This window comes from Paenibacillus dauci (assembly GCF_000971985.1).
GTDB classification, from domain to species: Bacteria; Bacillota; Bacilli; order Paenibacillales; family Paenibacillaceae; genus Saccharibacillus; species Saccharibacillus dauci.
Genome location: NZ_KQ040802.1, coordinates 21,208 through 40,302 on the forward strand (window position 1 = coordinate 21,208; position 19,095 = coordinate 40,302).

General features: G+C 47.1%; 16 protein-coding genes and 2 other annotated features. All 16 genes read left to right on the top strand.

All coding sequences use genetic code 11. The annotated features are described in order from the left end of the window. Nucleotides 1–4 precede the first annotated feature (4 nt). Nucleotides 5–1,468 carry a glutamate--tRNA ligase gene (gltX, locus tag WH46_RS06850; RefSeq protein ID WP_046226222.1) on the top strand — a complete coding sequence of 488 codons (1,464 nt, stop codon included), beginning with the start codon at nt 5–7 and terminating at the stop codon, nt 1,466–1,468. A gap of 150 nt (nt 1,469–1,618) precedes the next feature. Next, nucleotides 1,619–1,929: a binding site (T-box leader), on the top strand. A 60-nt stretch (nt 1,930–1,989) separates the two neighbouring features. Beyond that, the gene (cysE, locus tag WH46_RS06855) at nt 1,990–2,649 is read left to right on the top strand and encodes a serine O-acetyltransferase (RefSeq protein ID WP_046226223.1); all 660 of its coding nucleotides are present in this window, start codon (nt 1,990–1,992) and stop codon (nt 2,647–2,649) included. 39 nt (nt 2,650–2,688) lie between these two features. Continuing rightward, entirely contained in the window at nt 2,689–4,086 is a 1,398-nt protein-coding gene (gene cysS, locus WH46_RS06860; protein ID WP_046226224.1) for a cysteine--tRNA ligase, read from the top strand. 16 nt (nt 4,087–4,102) lie between these two features. Then, complete coding sequence (locus tag WH46_RS06865) at nt 4,103–4,540, top strand: Mini-ribonuclease 3 (RefSeq protein ID WP_046226225.1); 438 nt, start codon at nt 4,103–4,105, stop codon at nt 4,538–4,540. A gap of 106 nt (nt 4,541–4,646) precedes the next feature. Next, a complete protein-coding gene (gene rlmB, locus WH46_RS06870; RefSeq protein ID WP_017815345.1) occupies nt 4,647–5,393 on the top strand; it encodes a 23S rRNA (guanosine(2251)-2'-O)-methyltransferase RlmB in 747 nt (248 codons plus the stop codon). Nucleotides 5,394–5,397: 4 nt separating this feature from the next. Continuing rightward, nucleotides 5,398–5,922, top strand: a complete 525-nt coding sequence (locus WH46_RS06875) for an NYN domain-containing protein (RefSeq protein WP_046226226.1) — start codon at nt 5,398–5,400, stop codon at nt 5,920–5,922. 186 nt (nt 5,923–6,108) lie between these two features. Next, on the top strand, nt 6,109–6,753 hold the full coding sequence (sigH, locus tag WH46_RS06880) for an RNA polymerase sporulation sigma factor SigH (protein ID WP_017815347.1): 645 nt from the start codon (nt 6,109–6,111) through the stop codon (nt 6,751–6,753). 373 nt (nt 6,754–7,126) lie between these two features. After that, nucleotides 7,127–7,318 carry a preprotein translocase subunit SecE gene (gene secE / locus WH46_RS06885; RefSeq protein ID WP_017815348.1) on the top strand — a complete coding sequence of 64 codons (192 nt, stop codon included), beginning with the start codon at nt 7,127–7,129 and terminating at the stop codon, nt 7,316–7,318. A 22-nt stretch (nt 7,319–7,340) separates the two neighbouring features. Continuing rightward, the gene (gene nusG / locus WH46_RS06890) at nt 7,341–7,874 is read left to right on the top strand and encodes a transcription termination/antitermination protein NusG (RefSeq protein WP_017815349.1); all 534 of its coding nucleotides are present in this window, start codon (nt 7,341–7,343) and stop codon (nt 7,872–7,874) included. A gap of 170 nt (nt 7,875–8,044) precedes the next feature. Then, nucleotides 8,045–8,470 (top strand): 50S ribosomal protein L11, encoded by a 426-nt coding sequence (gene rplK, locus WH46_RS06895; RefSeq protein ID WP_026136396.1) that lies wholly within the window; start codon nt 8,045–8,047, stop codon nt 8,468–8,470. A gap of 108 nt (nt 8,471–8,578) precedes the next feature. Beyond that, nucleotides 8,579–9,271, top strand: coding sequence for a 50S ribosomal protein L1 (rplA, locus tag WH46_RS06900; RefSeq protein ID WP_017815351.1), 693 nt, complete (start codon nt 8,579–8,581; stop codon nt 9,269–9,271). A 76-nt stretch (nt 9,272–9,347) separates the two neighbouring features. Continuing rightward, nucleotides 9,348–9,511 (top strand) — a sequence feature (ribosomal protein L10 leader region). 66 nt (nt 9,512–9,577) lie between these two features. Then, entirely contained in the window at nt 9,578–10,081 is a 504-nt protein-coding gene (gene rplJ, locus WH46_RS06905; RefSeq protein WP_017815352.1) for a 50S ribosomal protein L10, read from the top strand. 94 nt (nt 10,082–10,175) lie between these two features. Beyond that, nucleotides 10,176–10,538, top strand: a complete 363-nt coding sequence (gene rplL / locus WH46_RS06910) for a 50S ribosomal protein L7/L12 (protein ID WP_017815353.1) — start codon at nt 10,176–10,178, stop codon at nt 10,536–10,538. Between the two features lie 105 nt (nt 10,539–10,643). Next, the gene (locus WH46_RS06915; RefSeq protein ID WP_046226227.1) at nt 10,644–11,240 is read left to right on the top strand and encodes a class I SAM-dependent methyltransferase; all 597 of its coding nucleotides are present in this window, start codon (nt 10,644–10,646) and stop codon (nt 11,238–11,240) included. A gap of 423 nt (nt 11,241–11,663) precedes the next feature. Then, a complete protein-coding gene (gene rpoB / locus WH46_RS06920; RefSeq protein WP_046226228.1) occupies nt 11,664–15,209 on the top strand; it encodes a DNA-directed RNA polymerase subunit beta in 3,546 nt (1,181 codons plus the stop codon). A gap of 148 nt (nt 15,210–15,357) precedes the next feature. Beyond that, nucleotides 15,358–18,972, top strand: coding sequence for a DNA-directed RNA polymerase subunit beta' (rpoC, locus tag WH46_RS06925; protein ID WP_017815356.1), 3,615 nt, complete (start codon nt 15,358–15,360; stop codon nt 18,970–18,972). The last annotated feature ends 123 nt before the right edge of the window (nt 18,973–19,095 follow it).

Below are 19,095 nucleotides of genomic sequence, written 5' to 3' on the forward strand. Positions count from 1 at the left end.
TATTATGTCTAATGAAGTTCGCGTACGCTATGCACCAAGTCCTACAGGACATCTGCATATCGGTAATGCCCGTACCGCACTGTTCAATTATCTGTTCGCCCGCAGTCAGGGTGGCAAATTTATTATCCGCATCGAGGATACGGATGTAAAACGTAACGTAGCCGGTGGTGAAGAAAATCAACTCTCTTACCTGAAATGGCTGGGTATCGATTGGGATGAGAGTATTGATGTTGGCGGTGAATACGGACCGTATCGTCAGACCGAGCGTCTGGATATCTATCGTGAACACTGGCAGAATCTGCTGGACCGCGGTCTGGCTTACAAATGTTACTGCACCGAGGAAGAGCTGGAGCAGGAACGTGAAGAGCAGATGGCCAAAGGAGAAACTCCGCGTTACTCCGGCAAGCATCGCGATCTGACACCTGAGCAGTGTGCTGCATTTGAAGCGGAAGGACGCGTACCTAGCATCCGTTTCCGTGTACCGGAGAACAAGACCTATACATTCAATGATATTGTCAAAGGCGAAATTTCGTTTACTACGGAAGATACCGGGGACTTTGTTATTGTCAAAAAAGACGGTATTCCAACCTACAACTTTGCGGTTGTACTGGACGACTACCTGATGAAGATCTCCCATGTTCTGCGCGGGGAAGACCATGTCTCCAATACACCGCGTCAACTGATGATCTACGAAGCACTGGGCTGGGAACCACCACAGTTTGGTCATATGACACTGATCGTCAATGAAAACCACAAAAAGCTCAGCAAACGTGATGAGTCTATTATCCAGTTTATCGAGCAATACGATCAGCTTGGGTATTTGCCGGAAGCACTGTTTAACTTTATCGTGCTGCTGGGTTGGTCACCGGAAGGCGAGGAAGAAATTTTCTCCCGTGAAGAACTGATCAAAATTTTTGATGCCAAGCGTCTGTCCAAGAGCCCGGCGGTATTTGATACCCACAAGCTGGCGCATCTGAACAATATGTATATCAAAAAAGCCGATACCGATCGTATCGCAGCGATGGCGATTCCTCATCTGCAAAAAGCAGGACGTCTGCCGGCAGAACTGAGCGAAGAGCAGCAGCAGTGGGCACATGATCTGGTTGCTCTGTATCAGGAGCAAATGGTATCGGCTTCCGATATCGTGGAACTATCCGAAATGTTCTTCCGTACCCATGTAGAGCTTGGTCAGGAAGAGCAGCAAATCCTGGGAGAAGAGCATGTCAAAACCGTACTGGAAGCATTGCTGAACAAAATCCGTTCTTCCGAGGAATTCAGTCCTGCTCATGCAGCTGCAATGATCAAGGAAGTACAAAAAGAAACTGGATATAAAGGCAAGCAGCTGTTCATGCCAATCCGCGTAGCACTGACAGGCGAAATGCATGGACGCGATCTCAACCATACAGTATATCTGCTTGGCCGTGATCGTGTTATCGAACGTCTGGCTTCCCAGATCAAAGGATCCTGATTTCCATTTGGTACAAAGCAGCTGTTCAAAGCTATCCAGGAGTTGTCGGAATTTGCCGCAGCTGCATAATTCATATTGTTTAATCGGGTAGAGTCCGTTATAATGATCACCTGACAGATAATTTAAAACTTAAATGTATAATATATCGATATAATGGCATTGATCAGGAAAAGTAAGCCTGAATATGAAGTCCCAGAGAGGATGACCCTGTGCGTAATGACAGGTAGCTGGAAATCATCCACTTCAGACAGGCTGAACATGCACCTGTGAGCTGCAAAGTCGAACCTTTTCCGTGCTCTTTCCTTCATTTTGAACGAAAGCATGTGAAGAGCAGTAGATTTTGCCGTATGGTCTCACGTTACAGACTGCACAAGTTGGACAGCCCCACCTGACCTTTTAAGGGATCAGGAGCAAGGAGGCTGCCCAAGCAGAGTGGAACCGCGTAAGAAGACGCCTCTGCAGCCCTAACCGGCTGTGGGGGCGTTTTTTAATGAGGCGCAAGCCAAAGAGGGGAAGAAGTCATGCTGAAAAATATGAGGTCCGATATTCGCGCTGTGTTCGATAATGATCCGGCAGCGCGCAGCTGGTTTGAAGTCATATTCACCTATTCGGGATTGCATGCAATCTGGGCGCATCGTCTGGCTCACTGGTTTTACTGTAAACGCTGGTTTACGATCGCTCGTATTATTTCTCAAGGAAGCCGCTTTATGACAGGGATCGAGATTCATCCTGGTGCAACAATCGGTAACCGTATGTTCATCGATCATGGCATGGGGGTCGTGATTGGCGAGACCTGCGAGATTGGAGACGATGTAGTCATCTATCAGGGCGTAACACTCGGTGGTACAGGTAAGGAAAAAGGCAAACGACATCCGACAATAGGCAATAATGTCGTGATCGGTTCGGGTGCCAAAGTGCTGGGTTCCTTTACCGTAGGCTCCAATTCCAATATTGGTTCCAATTCCGTTGTGCTGCGGGAAGTTCCTCCTAACAGTACAGTAGTCGGTATTCCCGGCAAAATTGTAATTCAGGATGGCAAGAAAGCCGATCGACTTAGCCATCAGATGCCCGATCCGGTAGCCGCCAGACTCGCTGAACTGCAGCTGGAGATCGAACAGCTCAAAAAGCAGCTGGAAATGGAACAGGGAATCAAGCCGAATAGCAGCAGACATTCTTCGTAATCATCACAATATACATGGACACAGAGAAGGGATGAGAATATGCCATTGCAAATCTATAACACAATGACTCGCATGAAAGAACAATTTGTCAGCCTGACACCAGGTGAAGTGAAAATGTACGTATGCGGACCTACCGTATACGACTATATTCATATCGGTAATGCCCGTCCCATGATTTTCTTTGATGTAGTACGCAGCTATCTTGAGAATCAGCAGTACAAAGTGGACTATGTAGTTAACTTCACCGATGTGGATGACAAACTGATCCGCAAGGCAGAAGAACTGGATACAACGGTTATCGAAGTAGCAGAGCGTTTTATTGCCGCCTATTTCGAAGATCTGGAAGGTCTCGGTATCCGCCGTGCTACGATTCACCCACGGGTAACGGAAAATATGGATATCATCGTCCAATTTATCGATAAGCTGGTTGAACTGGGCTATGCCTATCCCAAAGAAGGCGACGTATACTTCCGTACACGCAAATTCGCTTCCTATGGCAAGCTGTCCCACCAGAAGCTGGATGAACTGCAGTTTGGTATCCGGATCGAAGTCGACAAACGCAAAGAAAATCCGGAAGACTTTGTACTCTGGAAAGCAGCCAAGCCGGGCGAGATCTTCTGGGAGAGTCCATGGGGACAGGGACGTCCGGGCTGGCATATTGAATGCTCTGCTATGGCACGTCACTATCTGGGAGATACACTCGATATTCATGGCGGTGGACAGGATCTGCAGTTTCCGCACCATGAGTGCGAATGCGCACAATCGGAATCGGTAACCGGCAAGCCATTATCCAACTACTGGATGCATAACGGATTTATCCGTATTGATGATGAGAAAATGTCCAAGTCTCTGGGGAACGGTATTCTGGTCAAGGATCTGCGCAAGAACCACAAGCCTGCAGCTATTCGTTATCTGATGCTGTCGACACACTACCGCAATCCGCTTAACTATACAGATGATACGATGACACAGGCTGAGAACAGTATTGAACGTATTGCCAATGCTGTCAGTAATGTGAAGCACCGTCTGTCCGCATCCGATACTTCTTCTCCGGCGGATACAGAACTGGTGAGCCGCGTAGAGGCGATCCGCAGTCTGTTCCATGAGAAGATGCAGGATGATTTTAATACACCGGATGCAATCACTGCGATTTTTGAATGGGTGAATGAAGCCAATCTGCTGCTGCAGCGTGAAGTAGTACAACAAGCTTCCCTGGAAGCTTTGCTGCAGGTATTTGACGAAATGAACGAAGTACTGCGTCTGTACTGGGAAGAAGAGCAGCTTCTGGATGAAGAAGTCGAGCAGCTGATCGCTGAACGTATCGAAGCGCGCAGCAGTAAAAACTGGGCAAGAGCCGATGAAATCCGTGATCTGCTGTCTGCACAGGGCATTATGCTGGAAGACACGCCTCAGGGCATGAGATGGCGTCGTAAATGAACAGGAGGAGATATTGATGAACCCTCCAGAAAATAATGATATGCACGGCTGGTTTCCATTTGCCCCATCCAAGCCGGCAGAGCAGCTGCCGCCGCTGGCTCTTGCCTATATGGGGGATGCCATTCATGAAGTGGCAGTAAGACAATATCTGATTTCCGGCAAAAACTTGCGTCCCAATCATCTGCACCGTCTGTCGACCGGTTTCGTCTCGGCAGGCGCGCAGGCACGGATGCTTCAGCATCTGGAGCCGTTACTGACAGAGACTGAAGCAAGTGTCGTACGTCAGGGACGCAATGCCAAATCCGGTACGGTACCGAAAAATGCCAGTGTTATCGATTATCGGTATGCAACGGCGTGGGAATGTCTGCTCGGATATCTGTATTACAAAGGTGAGCAGGCACGTATTGAAGAGCTGATTACCCAGGGGATTCAGCATTTGGAGCAAAAGTCGTAGACGACTTTATCCATTATTTAGATAGGCACGGTATGCCACAGAAGCATTCCTCTTCAAAAAGGGTAATGGATGAGTAGGCATAATGTAGTCCACAGGAGGAAACACCATGGAAGAAGAATATATTGCTGGCAAGCATTCGGTTACCGAAGCGCTTCGTGCCGGTAGAAGCATCAATAAAATATGGATCGCTGAAGGTTCCCAAAAAAATCTGGTACAGTCGATCATGGACGAAGCCAAACAGCGCGGAGTCATTGTCCAGTATGTGGATAAGCGCAAGCTGGACAGCTTTGTACCGGGTGTACAGCATCAGGGAGTAATTGCCCAGGCTGCTCCATACGAATATGCAGAAGTTGAAGATATTCTTGCCGCTGCGCAGTCTAAGGGAGAAGCTCCCTTTATTCTGCTGCTGGACGAGATCGAAGATCCGCATAACCTCGGCTCGATCCTGCGTACAGCCGATTGCACCGGTGTACATGGCGTTGTAATTCCAAAACGTCGCTCGGCAGGAATCACAGCGACTGTATCCAAGACATCAGCAGGTGCCGTGGAATATGTACCGGTAGCCCGGGTCAGCAATCTGGGACAGACGATTGACCGTCTCAAAGAACAGGGTGTATGGGTAGTTGGAACCGATGTGGATACAGACAGCAATCTGTATCAAACGGATATTTTCAATGGTCCGGTAGCTATCGTTATCGGTAATGAAGGCAAAGGCATGGGCCGATTGATCCGGGAGAAGTGCGATGTACTGGTTCAGCTTCCGATGAAAGGACAGATTAACTCGCTCAATGCTTCAGTAGCTGCAGGAGTGGTCATGTACGAAGTACTGCGCCGCCGGCAGTCACTCGGTTAGAGGTATGACGGATCTGCGGGATGTTCTTCTGGTGGATGGTTACAATATGATCGGTTCCTGGCCCGAGCTTGTGGAATTGTCGGAGATCGGCCTCAATGAGGCGCGCAACCGTCTACTGGAACGTCTGGCTAATTATCAGGCTTATTCGGGGCGAAGGGTCATTGCCGTTTTTGATGCTTACCGGGTTCCGGGATTGGGCAAATCCTATGAACAGGGCAAGGTCGAGATGTACTTTACCAAGGAAAAGGAAACTGCCGATGAAGCGATCGAACGCTTTGTCGGTGAGTTGTCCCACCGCCGCCGCCAAATCTATGTCGCCACCAGTGATCTGGCTGAGCAGCATGTTGTTTTTGGTCAGGGAGCGCTACGGGTATCAGCCCGTGAGCTGCTGATCGAAGTGCAGATCAGCGAAAGGGAGATTGCGCAGCGCATACGCGAACAAAGGGATTATGCTTCACGCAATACACTGGATGGCAAACTGAATCCGCAGCAGCGGCATCTGTTTGAAAAATGGCGCAGGGGAGAGTGAGTTGTCACTATAATGACAGCTTACTTGCGAACCTGCGTTCTCTTTTATAAAAAAAAGGCTGAAAATGCTGTAACAACGGCGTTAGAGGCGACAAATACGGTTGACGATGTGAGGTTACATAATATATACTTGGGCTATATTTTATAGGGTAACGGAGACCTTGCGTTGCAACCGGAGGGATTGTTTGTGAGTGTCGACCTCAAAGATATCATGGTGTCACCATACGATTACCAGAGCGATGAAGATCTTGTAGAAGCCGTCCGGCAAGGCGATTCCGAAGCCTTGGAGTACTTGATTACCAAGTACAAAAATTTTGTACGTGCAAAAGCCCGGTCTTATTTTCTTATTGGTGCAGATCGTGAAGATATCGTACAGGAAGGCATGATCGGCCTGTACAAATCCATTCGTGATTTCAAAAACGATAAGATGTCTTCGTTCAAGGTATTTGCTGAATTGTGTATTACCCGTCAGATCATTACTGCGATCAAGACGGCTACACGGCAAAAGCATATTCCACTGAACTCGTATGTATCTCTGGACAAACCGATCTATGACGAAGATTCCGACCGTACACTGCTTGATGTCATTTGTGGCTCACAGGTATCCGATCCGGAAGAATTGGTTATTAACAAAGAGGAGTTCACCGGTCTGGAAGACAAAATGTCCGAAATTCTGAGTGATCTGGAACGCAAAGTACTGATGCTGTATCTCGATGGACGCTCTTATCAGGAGATCGCTGTCGATCTCTGCAGACATGTCAAATCTATCGATAATGCGCTTCAGCGTGTCAAACGCAAGCTTGAGCGTTACCTCGAAGTACGTGATAACTAGACTCCTGGCAACCAAGTGAAGACTCTGCATATAGAGTCTTTTTTATTTTGCACAGCGCTGTCGTTCACCCTGTAATATGGCAGTAAGTAATAACAACAAAATCATTCGATCCTGTCTGGAAAAGAAGCCGAGAAGAATTGTTATTTTTTTGAAAAACAAACACGAATATTCGTTGACACGTACAGAGCCCTGTGATAAAGTGTTTCAGGTAGGCCTGAAATCGCCTGTTCTTAGGTGTGTCAATCTTTATGGCGACGAAGGCAGCTATATGAGCAAGTGTAACCACCCTGACCGCATGGGGATGAAGAATGGTACAGGCTCTTGGTCTGACCCTTTTCTTCGTTTAACCAGATCGTCTTTTGGAGGTGTAGTCGTGGCACGAAGCTTTAAGTCTGTGTTTTCCTTTTTCTCCGAAAGCTGGGCTGAACTTAAAAAGGTTCGCTGGCCTAATCGTAAAGAGCTGACCAACTATACTCTTATCGTTATCGGTACGATATTGTTTGTCGCCGTTTATTTTTGGGTTCTAGACATCGGCATTTCCGCTGTGATCGAAGCGATAATTTAAGAAGGGTTCCAGGTGGCTTGATATGGAAAAAAGATGGTACGTAGTTCATACTTATTCAGGGTATGAAAACAAGGTCAAGGCCAATTTGGAAAAACGCGTTGAGTCCATGGGCATGGAAGACAAGATTTTCCGCGTTCTTGTTCCTATGGAAGAAGAACTGGTAAACAAAGACGGCAAGAAAAAAACCGTCATGCGTAAAGTTTACCCGGGTTATGTTCTTGTTGAAATGATCCAGACTGATGATTCCTGGTATGTAGTACGCAATACACCTGGTGTAACCGGCTTTGTCGGTTCGACAGGTTCAGGCTCCAAGCCGACTGCGTTGCTGCCGGAAGAAGTGGAACAGATTCTCAAACACATGGGTATGGAAGAACCGAAGGAGCATATTGACTTCGAGGTTAAAGAATCCGTACGCATCAAAGTTGGACCGTTTGCGAATTTTGTGGGCTCCGTGGAAGAAATCTTGGTAGACAAGAGCAAGCTCAGAGTACATGTTAACATGTTCGGACGGGAAACCCCGCTTGAGCTGGATTATACTCAAGTGGAAAAGATATAGCAGGTTTCTAGGATGACACGGGGATTTGAAGTGAGTCATCATTTCAGATTCTAACCGGTGTTTCCGGTTTTACCGCATAGGCTTGAGACAGATGTTTTAAGTCGAATGCGTCGTTTTACGTGGGAGGGCAGCGATGTCCGTCTACCACTATTCGCAAGGAGGTGTTTTACATGGCTAAAAAGGTAATCAAAATGGTAAAACTGCAAATCCCAGCTGGTAAAGCGAATCCGGCTCCTCCAGTAGGTCCGGCATTGGGTCAAGCAGGTGTCAACATCATGGCATTCTGTAAAGAGTTCAACGCTCGCACAGCAGATCAAGCAGGTTTGATCATTCCGGTTGAGATCACAGTGTTTGAAGATCGTTCTTTCACTTTCATCACAAAAACTCCACCGGCTGCAGTTCTTCTGAAAGTTGCTGCTAAGATCGAAAAAGGATCTGGCGAACCGAACAAGAAGAAAGTCGCAGTTGTTAAACGTTCCGCAGTTCGTGAAATTGCAGAACAAAAAATGCCTGACCTGAACGCAGCTTCTATCGAAGCAGCAATGCTGATGGTTGAAGGTACAGCACGTAGCATGGGTATCACAATCGAAGACTAATTTGTATTAGTTTTTACTGGTGTCCGCCAGGATCCAGTCTATGCGGAAACATTGCTTTCCGCATATGTGGGAGGAATATCCGTTAATACCACAAAGGAGGAATAACAAATGGCTAAACATGGTAAAAAATATTTGGAAGCTGTTAAGCTGATTGACAGCGAAGCAACTTACGAGCCGGCTGAAGCAGTTGCTTTGGTTAAAAAAGCAGCTACTGCAAAATTCGACGAAACTGTTGAAGCAGCAGTACGTCTGGGTGTAGACCCTCGTAAACAAGATCAGGCTGTTCGTGGCGTCGTAGTACTGCCGCACGGTACTGGTAAAACTCAACGTGTTCTCGTATTCGCAAAAGGCGAAAAAGCAAAAGAAGCGGAAGCTGCTGGTGCTGACTTCGTTGGCGATCAGGACATGATCAACAAAATCCAACAAGGATGGTTCGACTTTGATGTCTGCGTAGCTACGCCGGATATGATGAGTGAAGTTGGTAAACTGGGACGTCTGCTCGGTGGTAAAGGTCTGATGCCTAACCCTAAAGCAGGTACAGTTACTTTCGACGTTACCAAAGCTGTTCAAGAAATCAAAGCTGGTAAAATCGAATACCGTCTGGACAAAGCAGGACAAATTCACGCGCCTATCGGTAAAGTATCGTTCTCTGAAGAGCAATTGAATGAGAACCTGCAAGCTCTGGTTGAAGCTCTTAACCGTGCTAAACCAGCTGCAGCAAAAGGTATCTACCTGAAGAACATTGCGGTATCTTCCACAATGGGACCAAGCGCACGCGTAAATGCAACAACTTACAGATAATTAATGGTTGACAACAACCTTTATATTTGATAATCTGTGAAAGTTGTAATTATGCTTGAACGTTGTACTTGCAATTACACTTGAATATGTTTAACCGTAGACAGTAGGTGCCCGTAAAGGCTTAATTTCCTACCGAGGTGTTATGATAGAATATCGGATACTCAGCGCGTAGCTTGCTGCGCCTGGTGAATCCGCTCCGTCAAGCCTTCGTCATTCTGCGGGGGCTTTTTTAATGCCCGTAGGAACTTTTCTTCCGAATCGCAAGAGGATGGAGAAAAGCAAGAATACGATCAGGAGGTGTCCAATTTGGCAAACGCAAAAGTAATCCAGGCAAAACAGGAAGCGGTAGAAGTGGTTGCAGCGAAATTGCGCGAGAGCGTAACTACAGTTGTTGCTGACTATCGTGGTCTGAACGTAGCTCAAGTTACAGAACTGCGCAAGCAACTGCGTGAAGCTGGTATCGAGTTCCAAGTATTGAAAAATACACTGGTTCGTCGTGCCACTGAATCTGCTGACCTGACTGAACTGAACGAAGTACTTAGCGGTCCTACCGCTATTGCTTTCAGTAAAGACGATGCAGTAGCACCGGCTAAAATTCTGAACGATTTCGCTAAAACGAATGACGCTCTGGAATTGAAAGGCGGCGTTGTTGAAGGACGCGTAGTAAGCGCAGAAGAAATCAAAGCACTGGCAGCTCTGCCATCCCGCGAAGGTCTCTTGTCCATGCTGCTTAGCGTACTTCAAGCTCCAGTTCGCAACTTTGCACTGGCAGTTAAAGCAGTATCCGAGAAAGAAGAGCAAAGCGCGTAAGCAATTTGCACACTGTTCCTCACACGCCCTAGTGGCGTAAAAAATGGCTGTAATCAGCCAAACCAAAATACAACCAATTATGGAGGGTTTATAAATGAGTCACGAGCAAATCCTTGAAGCCATCAAAGGCATGACTGTACTGGAACTGAATGATCTGGTAAAAGCAATCGAAGAAGAATTCGGTGTAACTGCAGCAGCTCCAGTAGCAGCAGCAGCAGCAGGCGGCGCAGCTGCAGAAGCTGAGCAAACTGAATTTGACGTAGTACTGACTTCCGCTGGTGCTTCCAAAATCAACGTAATCAAAGCAGTTCGTGAAGTAACTGGTCTGGGTCTGAAAGAAGCTAAAGAAGTAGTAGATAACGCTCCTAAAGCAATCAAAGAAGGTATTGCTAAAGAAGAAGCTGAATCCATCAAAGCTAAGCTGGAAGAAGCAGGCGCATCTGTAGAATTGAAATAAGAGATTTTCTCTTCTTTCTTACAAACCCCTTGAATCCGTTCAAGGGGTTTGTTTTATAACAAAAGCAGTATAACAGGTACTATCAAGAAAGGGTGAAGGAATGATATGGGAGATCATTATTATTCCAGCCAGCCTGGCGCAGCGCATGAACGCCGTATTATTGAAGCGGAATTGCGGGGCAAGGCTTTCAAATTTATAAGTGATGCCGGAGTCTTTTCCAAAACTGGAGTAGATTATGGCAGCAGAGTGCTCATTGATGCCCTTACACTAAGTGAAGATTCCAACGTGCTGGATGTAGGTTGCGGTTATGGGCCTATTGGTCTGTCTGCTGCATGTCTGGCTACAAAAGGTCATGTAACCATGCTGGATGTAAATGCACGTGCTGTTCAGCTGGCCAAAGAGAATGCTACGCTCAATCATATTGAGAATGTAACTATTCTGGAAAGTGATTTGTTTGCAGCTGTTCAAGGACAGAAGTTTGATGTAGTGCTGACCAACCCGCCGATTCGTGCAGGGAAATCAACCGTACATGCGATCTTTGAAGAAGCAGCAACTCATTTGAAGGATGGAGGCTCTCTATGGGTCGTTATCCAGAAAAAGCAGGGGGCTCCTTCGGCCAAAGCCAAAATGGAAGAGTTGTTCACCAGTGTAGAGGAAGTTACCAAAGATAAAGGATATCGCATTTTCCAGGCGATCAAATAAAAAAGGCCTATTCATCGGCTAGGATGAACAGACCTTGACACAAACTAGGAAACGCAAAATCAGTGAATACGCCTGTTGACTTAAATAGGCTAACGTGTTATCATTACAAAATGTCAGTATTAAGATGCCCTTTTTGGCTTTAGTTTTCTGTAGAATTACGAAAATTATGTACCATAAGGGTGTTTAATCTTGTCCTTAAACGTATAATAATCGGTATTTCAGTTAATTTCAACTGAAATATACGTCTGAGCTGCTGGGTCACATCCGTTGATAGCTGATGGTGCTCTTTTTTCGAGAAGATTCGATAAGAGCTTTTCTCTATTTGTGGGTGTGCGCTTCTATGTATGGACCTATTATACGTGATCCAAACAGCAGTTCGCAATGAAATTTTTAAGTGAGTAGACATTAAGGGGTGAGTATAAGTTGGCAGGACATCTTGTTCAATATGGTCGACGCACTCGGCGAAGTTATGCACGAATTAACGAAGTTCTTGAAGTACCTAACCTGATCGAAATCCAACAGAAATCTTATCAGTGGTTTTTGGATGAAGGATTGCGTGAAATGTTCCAGGATATCTCGCCAATTCAAGATTTTACAGGCAATCTGGTGCTCGAGTTCATCGACTACAGCCTTGGTGAGCCGAAATACACAGTAGACGATGCAAAAGAGCGTGACGTTACGTATTCAGCTCCGCTGCGGGTAAAAGTCCGTCTCATCAACAAGGAAACGGGTGAAGTCAAAGAGCAGGAAGTATTCATGGGTGATTTCCCGCTGATGACGGAAACCGGCACCTTTATCATTAACGGTGCAGAACGGGTTATTGTCAGCCAGTTGGTTCGCTCTCCCAGCGTCTATTTCAGCACTAAAGTCGATAAAAATGGTAAAACATCATATACTGCTACCGTTATTCCTAACCGTGGCGCATGGTTGGAACTGGAGATGGATGCAAAAGATATCGTCTATGTACGTATCGACCGCACTCGTAAGATCCCGGTAACCGTACTGCTGCGTGCACTTGGATTCGGCAGCGACGCTGAAATTCTGGACCTGCTTGGCAACGACGAATATATCCGTAATACATTAGATAAAGATAACACCGACTCTACCGAGAAAGCGCTGATCGAGATTTACGAGCGTCTTCGTCCGGGCGAGCCACCAACACTTGATAACGCCAAAAGCTTGCTTGTAGCGCGTTTCTTCGATCCAAAACGCTACGATCTTGCAAATGTAGGTCGTTACAAAATCAACAAAAAGCTTCATATCAAAAACCGTCTCTTCAACCAACGTCTGGCTGAGACGCTGATTGATACCAATACAGGTGAGATTGTAGCAGAAGCCGGACAGGTAGTAGATCGTCGTCTCCTTGACGAGATCATGCCTTACCTTGAAGGAGATCTGAACTTCAAAACTTATCATGTAGCTGGTGGCGTACTGGATGCCAATGATATTCCAATGCAGACGATTAATGTCTTCTCTCCGCTGGAAGATGGCAAAGTCGTATCGGTGATTGCCAACGGCACCATTGATAAATCTGTGAAGAATATTACACCGGCTGATATTATCGCATCGATCAGTTACTTCTTGAACCTGCTTCAGGGTATTGGCGATACCGATGATATTGACCATCTGGGTAACCGTCGTCTGCGTTCTGTAGGCGAACTGCTGCAGAACCAATTCCGTATTGGTCTGTCCCGTATGGAGCGTGTAGTACGCGAGAGAATGTCCATTCAGGACGCTAACGTGATTACACCACAGGCACTGATCAACATACGTCCTGTGATTGCATCCATCAAGGAGTTCTTTGGTAGCTCCCAGCTGTCCCAGTTTATGGATCAGACCAACCCGCTCGGTGAACTGACGCACAAACGTCGTCTGTCTGCCCTCGGACCCGGTGGTCTGACACGTGAGCGCGCAGGCTTTGAAGTCCGTGACGTACATCCGAGTCACTACGGTCGTATGTGTCCTATCGAGACTCCAGAGGGACCGAACATCGGTCTGATCAACTCCCTGTCCACGTTCGCACGTATCAATGAGTATGGCTTCATCGAAGCACCATACCGTCGTGTAGATCCGAACACCAATCGGGTAACTGATCAGATTGATTACCTGACTGCGGATGAGGAAGACAACTATGTAGTAGCTCAGGCGAATGCGGTCCTGAACGAAGACGGTACTTTTGCAGAAGAAATGGTAATCAGCCGTTACAACAAACAGGCCGATAACATTCTTCCTATGCCAAGAGAACGTGTTGACTATATGGACGTATCTCCAAAACAGGTTGTATCTGTTGCGACAGCATTGATTCCGTTCCTGGAAAACGATGACTCCAACCGTGCTCTGATGGGTTCCAACATGCAGCGTCAGGCGGTACCTTTGCTTATTCCTAAGGCACCACTTGTCGGTACAGGTATGGAACACAAAGCAGCCAAGGATTCCGGCGTATGTATCGTAACCAAACACGACGGTATCATCGAACGTTCTACTGCTAGCGAGATTACACTGCGCCGTATTGAGATTGTAGACGGCAAAGAAGTTAAAGGTGATCTCATTAAGTATAAATTACACAAATTCATGAGATCTAACCAAGGTACTGCCATCAATCAGCGTCCAATCGTTAAAACGGGCGACGTTGTGAAGAAAGGCGATATCCTGGCAGATGGTCCATCCACAGAGATGGGCGAGATCGCTCTGGGACGTAACGTAGTCGTAGCATTTATGACCTGGGAAGGTTATAACTACGAGGATGCGATCCTGCTGAGCGAGAAACTCGTAAAAGAAGATGTGTACACTTCCATCCATATTGAAGAATATGAATCCGAAGCTCGTGATACGAAGCTCGGTCCGGAAGAAATCACACGCGATATTCCTAACGTGGGTGAAGATGCACTGAAAAATCTCGACGAGCGCGGTATCATCCGCATCGGTGCCGAGATTGCTGCCGGCGATATTCTCGTTGGTAAAGTAACACCTAAGGGTGTAACCGAACTGACAGCAGAAGAACGCCTACTGCATGCGATCTTTGGTGAAAAAGCACGAGAAGTTCGCGACACCAGCCTTCGCGTACCACACGGTACAGATGGTATTGTCGTAGACGTTAAAGTGTTCACCAGAGAAAACGGCGACGAGTTGCCACCAGGTGTAAATCATCTGGTACGTGTATACATCGCGCAAAAACGTAAAATCTCCGAAGGCGATAAAATGGCGGGACGTCACGGTAACAAAGGTGTCGTTGCACGTATTCTGCCGGAAGAAGATATGCCGTTTATGCCAGATGGTACACCGGTACAGGTAGTACTGAATCCACTGGGCGTACCTTCCCGTATGAACATCGGTCAGATTCTCGAAGTCCATATCGGTATGGCAGCGATGAAGCTTGGTATTCACGTCGCTACACCGGTCTTTGACGGAGCGAATGAGTATGATGTATTCGATACGATGGAAGAAGCTGGTATGCAGCGTAACGGTAAGACTATCCTTTACGATGGAAGAACCGGTGACGAGTTCGAGCGTGAAGTTACAGTCGGCGTTATGCACATGATCAAACTGGCGCACATGGTTGATGATAAAATCCATGCTCGTTCCACAGGTCCTTACTCTCTCGTTACACAACAGCCGCTGGGTGGTAAAGCTCAGTTCGGTGGTCAGCGTTTCGGGGAGATGGAAGTATGGGCGCTGGAAGCTTATGGCGCTGCTTATACTCTGCAAGAGATCCTTACTGTCAAATCCGATGATGTCGTTGGTCGTGTGAAAACGTACGAATCCATCGTGAAAGGCGAAAACGTTCCTGAACCGGGCGTTCCTGAATCTTTCAAAGTATTGATCAAGGAGCTGCAAAGCTTGGGTATGGACGTTAAGATTCTCAATGAAGATGAAAATGAAATTGAGATGAGAGAGCTGGATGACGAGGAAGAGAACACCAATGATAAACTGAGCCTCAACCTTGAAGGTTCAGAAGTCGGCGTAGATTAATATCACTTATTCATGATTCCCAACATTGTCTGATGAAGGTAGACCGGAGCATTTCCGGTCTATCCTCATTCATCAGACGGTGCGTTGGGATTTGTGCGGAATACAGAGCTTTACAATAAATAGGATTTGGCCTTAGGAGGGGTGTCTCTTGATAGACGTTAACAATTTCGAATTTATGAAAATTGGGCTTGCTTCCCCAGACAAAATTCGTTCTTGGTCCCGCGGAGAAGTTAAAAAACCGGAGACAATCAACTACCGTACGCTTAAACCAGAGAAAGACGGTCTGTTCTGTGAACGTATTTTCGGACCAACCAAAGACTGGGAATGTCATTGCGGTAAATATAAGCGCGTACGTTACAAAGGTGTAGTCTGTGACCGTTGTGGCGTTGAAGTAACACGTGCCAAAGTACGTCGTGAACGTATGGGACATATTGAGCTGGCAGCTCCTGTATCCCACATTTGGTATTTCAAAGGTATTCCGAGCCGTATGGGTCTTGCACTCGATATGTCTCCAAGATCCCTGGAAGAAGTTATTTACTTCGCATCTTATGTTGTTACTGATCCAGGCGAGACACCACTGGAAAAGAAACAGCTTCTCTCTGAAAAAGAATACCGCAGCTACCGTGAAAAGTATGGCTACGGATTCCATGCAGGTATGGGTGCAGAAGCGATCAAGCGACTGCTTCAAGACCTTGATCTGGACAAAGAACTGGAATTCCTGCGTGAAGAGCTGCGTACCGCTCAAGGCCAACGTCGTAACCGTGCGATCAAACGTCTTGAAGTTATCGAAGCTTTCCGTAATTCCGGCAACTCTCCGGATTGGATGATCATGGATGTTCTGCCGGTAATCCCGCCGGAAATTCGCCCGATGGTTCAGCTGGATGGTGGACGTTTTGCGACATCTGACCTGAATGACCTGTATCGTCGTGTAATTAACCGGAACAACCGTCTGAAGCGCCTGCTGGATCTGGGTGCTCCTGACATTATCGTACAGAACGAGAAACGTATGCTGCAAGAAGCAGTAGATGCCTTGATCGATAACGGCCGTCGCGGACGTCCGGTAACAGGTCCAGGTAACCGTCCTCTGAAATCCCTCAGCCATATGCTGAAAGGTAAACAGGGTCGTTTCCGTCAGAACTTGCTCGGTAAACGTGTCGATTATTCTGGTCGTTCCGTTATCGTCGTAGGTCCTTACCTGAAAATGTACCAGTGTGGTCTTCCAAAAGAAATGGCACTGGAACTGTTCAAACCATTCGTAATGAAAGAGCTGGTTAATAAAGGCCTGGCTCATAACATTAAGAGTGCAAAACGCAAAGTTGAACGCGTAAGTCCAGAAGTATGGGATGTACTGGAAGAAGTAATCAAAGAACACCCAGTTCTTCTGAACCGCGCACCGACGCTGCATAGACTCGGTATCCAGGCATTCGAACCTATTCTGGTTGAAGGCCGTGCAATCCGTCTTCACCCGCTCGTATGTACAGCGTATAACGCTGACTTTGACGGTGACCAAATGGCGGTTCACGTACCATTGTCTGCTGAAGCACAAGCGGAAGCCCGCCTGCTGATGCTGGCATCCGGTAACATCTTGAACCCTAAAGACGGCAAGCCGGTTGTTACACCTTCCCAGGATATGGTCCTTGGCTCTTATTATCTGACTATGGATAATATGGAAGCCAAAGGTGCCGGCATGATCCTGCGTACAGTCAATGAAGCCGTATCCGCTTATCAACGTGGAACAGCGTCCCTGCATGCACGTGTAGCGATCCCTGCCAAAGCATTGGGTAAAACCAGCTTTACGGAAAAACAACAATCCGGTATGTTGATCACAACTGTCGGACGGATTATCTTTAACGAGATCTTCCCTGAGTCTTTCCCTTATATCAATGAACCGACTCGTGCCAACCTGTATCAGGGTATCCCGGATCACTACTTCATCTATGAAAAAGGTACAAACGTACTGGAATTCATGAAGGCAGTTCCGCAAACTGGCGCGATCGGCAAAGAATATCTCGGTACAATCATTGCACGCTGTTTCGAAGTCTACCATACAACACTGACTTCCGTGATTCTGGATAAAATCAAGCAGCTGGGCTTCACGTATTCCACTCGTGCGGGTATTACCGTTGGTGTGGCAGACGTTGTTGTTCCACCGGAGAAAACAGCATTGCTAGCTGAATCCGATAAAAAAGTTGCAGTTATCACGAACCAGTATCGTCGTGGTCTGATCACGAACGAAGAGCGTTATGATCGTGTTATCGAAATCTGGTCCCGTACGAAGGACGAGCTGACAGACATCCTGATGAAATCGATGGATCGTTATAACTCCATCATGCTGATGGTTGATTCCAAGGCGCGGGGTAACAAATCCCAGATTACTCAGCTGGGTGGTATGCGTGGTCTGATGGCCAACCCATCCGGTCGTATTATCGAGCTCCCAATCAAATCGAACTTCCGTGAAGGTCTGACAGTCCTCGAGTACTTCCTGTCTACTCACGGAGCGCGTAAAGGTCTGGCGGATACAGCACTTCGTACTGCTGACTCCGGTTATCTGACTCGTCGTCTCGTTGACGTAGCCCAGGACGTAATCGTACGTGAAGATGATTGCGGAACAGACAAAGGATTTATCGTTAGTCGTATCCAGGATGGTAAAGAAGTTATCGAAGATCTGTATGACCGTCTGGAAGGACGCTATTGCTTCGAGACTGTTCGTCATCCGGAGACAGGCGAGATTCTTGCTAGCCGCAATGAACTGATTGATTCTGACAAGGCTGAAGCTATCGTGGCTGCTGGCGTCAACAAAGTACAGATCCGTTCTGTACTGAGCTGTCGTACAAGACACGGGGTATGTAAGAAATGTTACGGTCGTAACCTGGCAACTGGTAAACACGTTGAGATCGGTGAAGCGGTTGGTATTATCGCAGCACAGTCCATCGGTGAACCAGGAACTCAGTTGACAATGCGTACGTTCCATACCGGTGGTGTAGCCGGAGATGATATCACTCAAGGTTTGCCGCGTATCCAGGAGCTGTTTGAAGCCCGTAACCCTAAAGGTCAGGCGACAATCAGTGAAATCGATGGCGTGGTTAAAGAGATCCGCGAAGCCAAAGACCGTCGTGAAATCGAAGTCGAAGGTGAAGCAGAAACCAAAGTCTACTCCGTTACCTACGGTTCCCGCCTGCGTGTAAGAGAAGGCATGGAAATCGAAGCAGGGGACGAGCTGACAGACGGTTCCATCGATCCAAAAGAAATGCTGCGTATCAAAGGTATCCGCGGCGTTCAGAACTACATCCTGCAGGAAGTACAGCGCGTATACCGTAACCAGGGTGTGGAAATCAACGATAAGCACGTTGAAGTTATGATCAGACAGATGCTGCGCAAAATCCGTATTGTGGATAACGGCGAAACTACGCTGCTGCCAGGCTCATTTGTGGATATCTACGAATATGAAGATGCCAACAAAGTGGCCATTATGGGAGATCGCGAGCCAGCTGTTGCCAAACCGGTATTGCTCGGTATTACCAAAGCATCCCTGGAGACAGATTCCTTCCTGTCTGCTGCATCCTTCCAGGAGACTACTCGTGTCCTGACCGATGCTGCAATCAAAGGTAAAGTCGACAAATTGCTGGGTCTGAAAGAGAACGTTATTATCGGTAAGCTGATCCCTGCAGGTACGGGTATGAACCGTTACCGCAGTGTTCAGTTCGAAGAACCGGAAACAGTAGAAGGAAACGAAGAGAATCTGGAAACTGTAACCGTAGAATAGTTGCAAATATCAGTAAACGATTGACTGTGAGAGCAGTGAATTGATATGATATACAGTAGGGTTTACGCCGGGAAGCTATCTTTCCCGGTGAAACTACTGCTTTATCCATATAATTATCCCCAC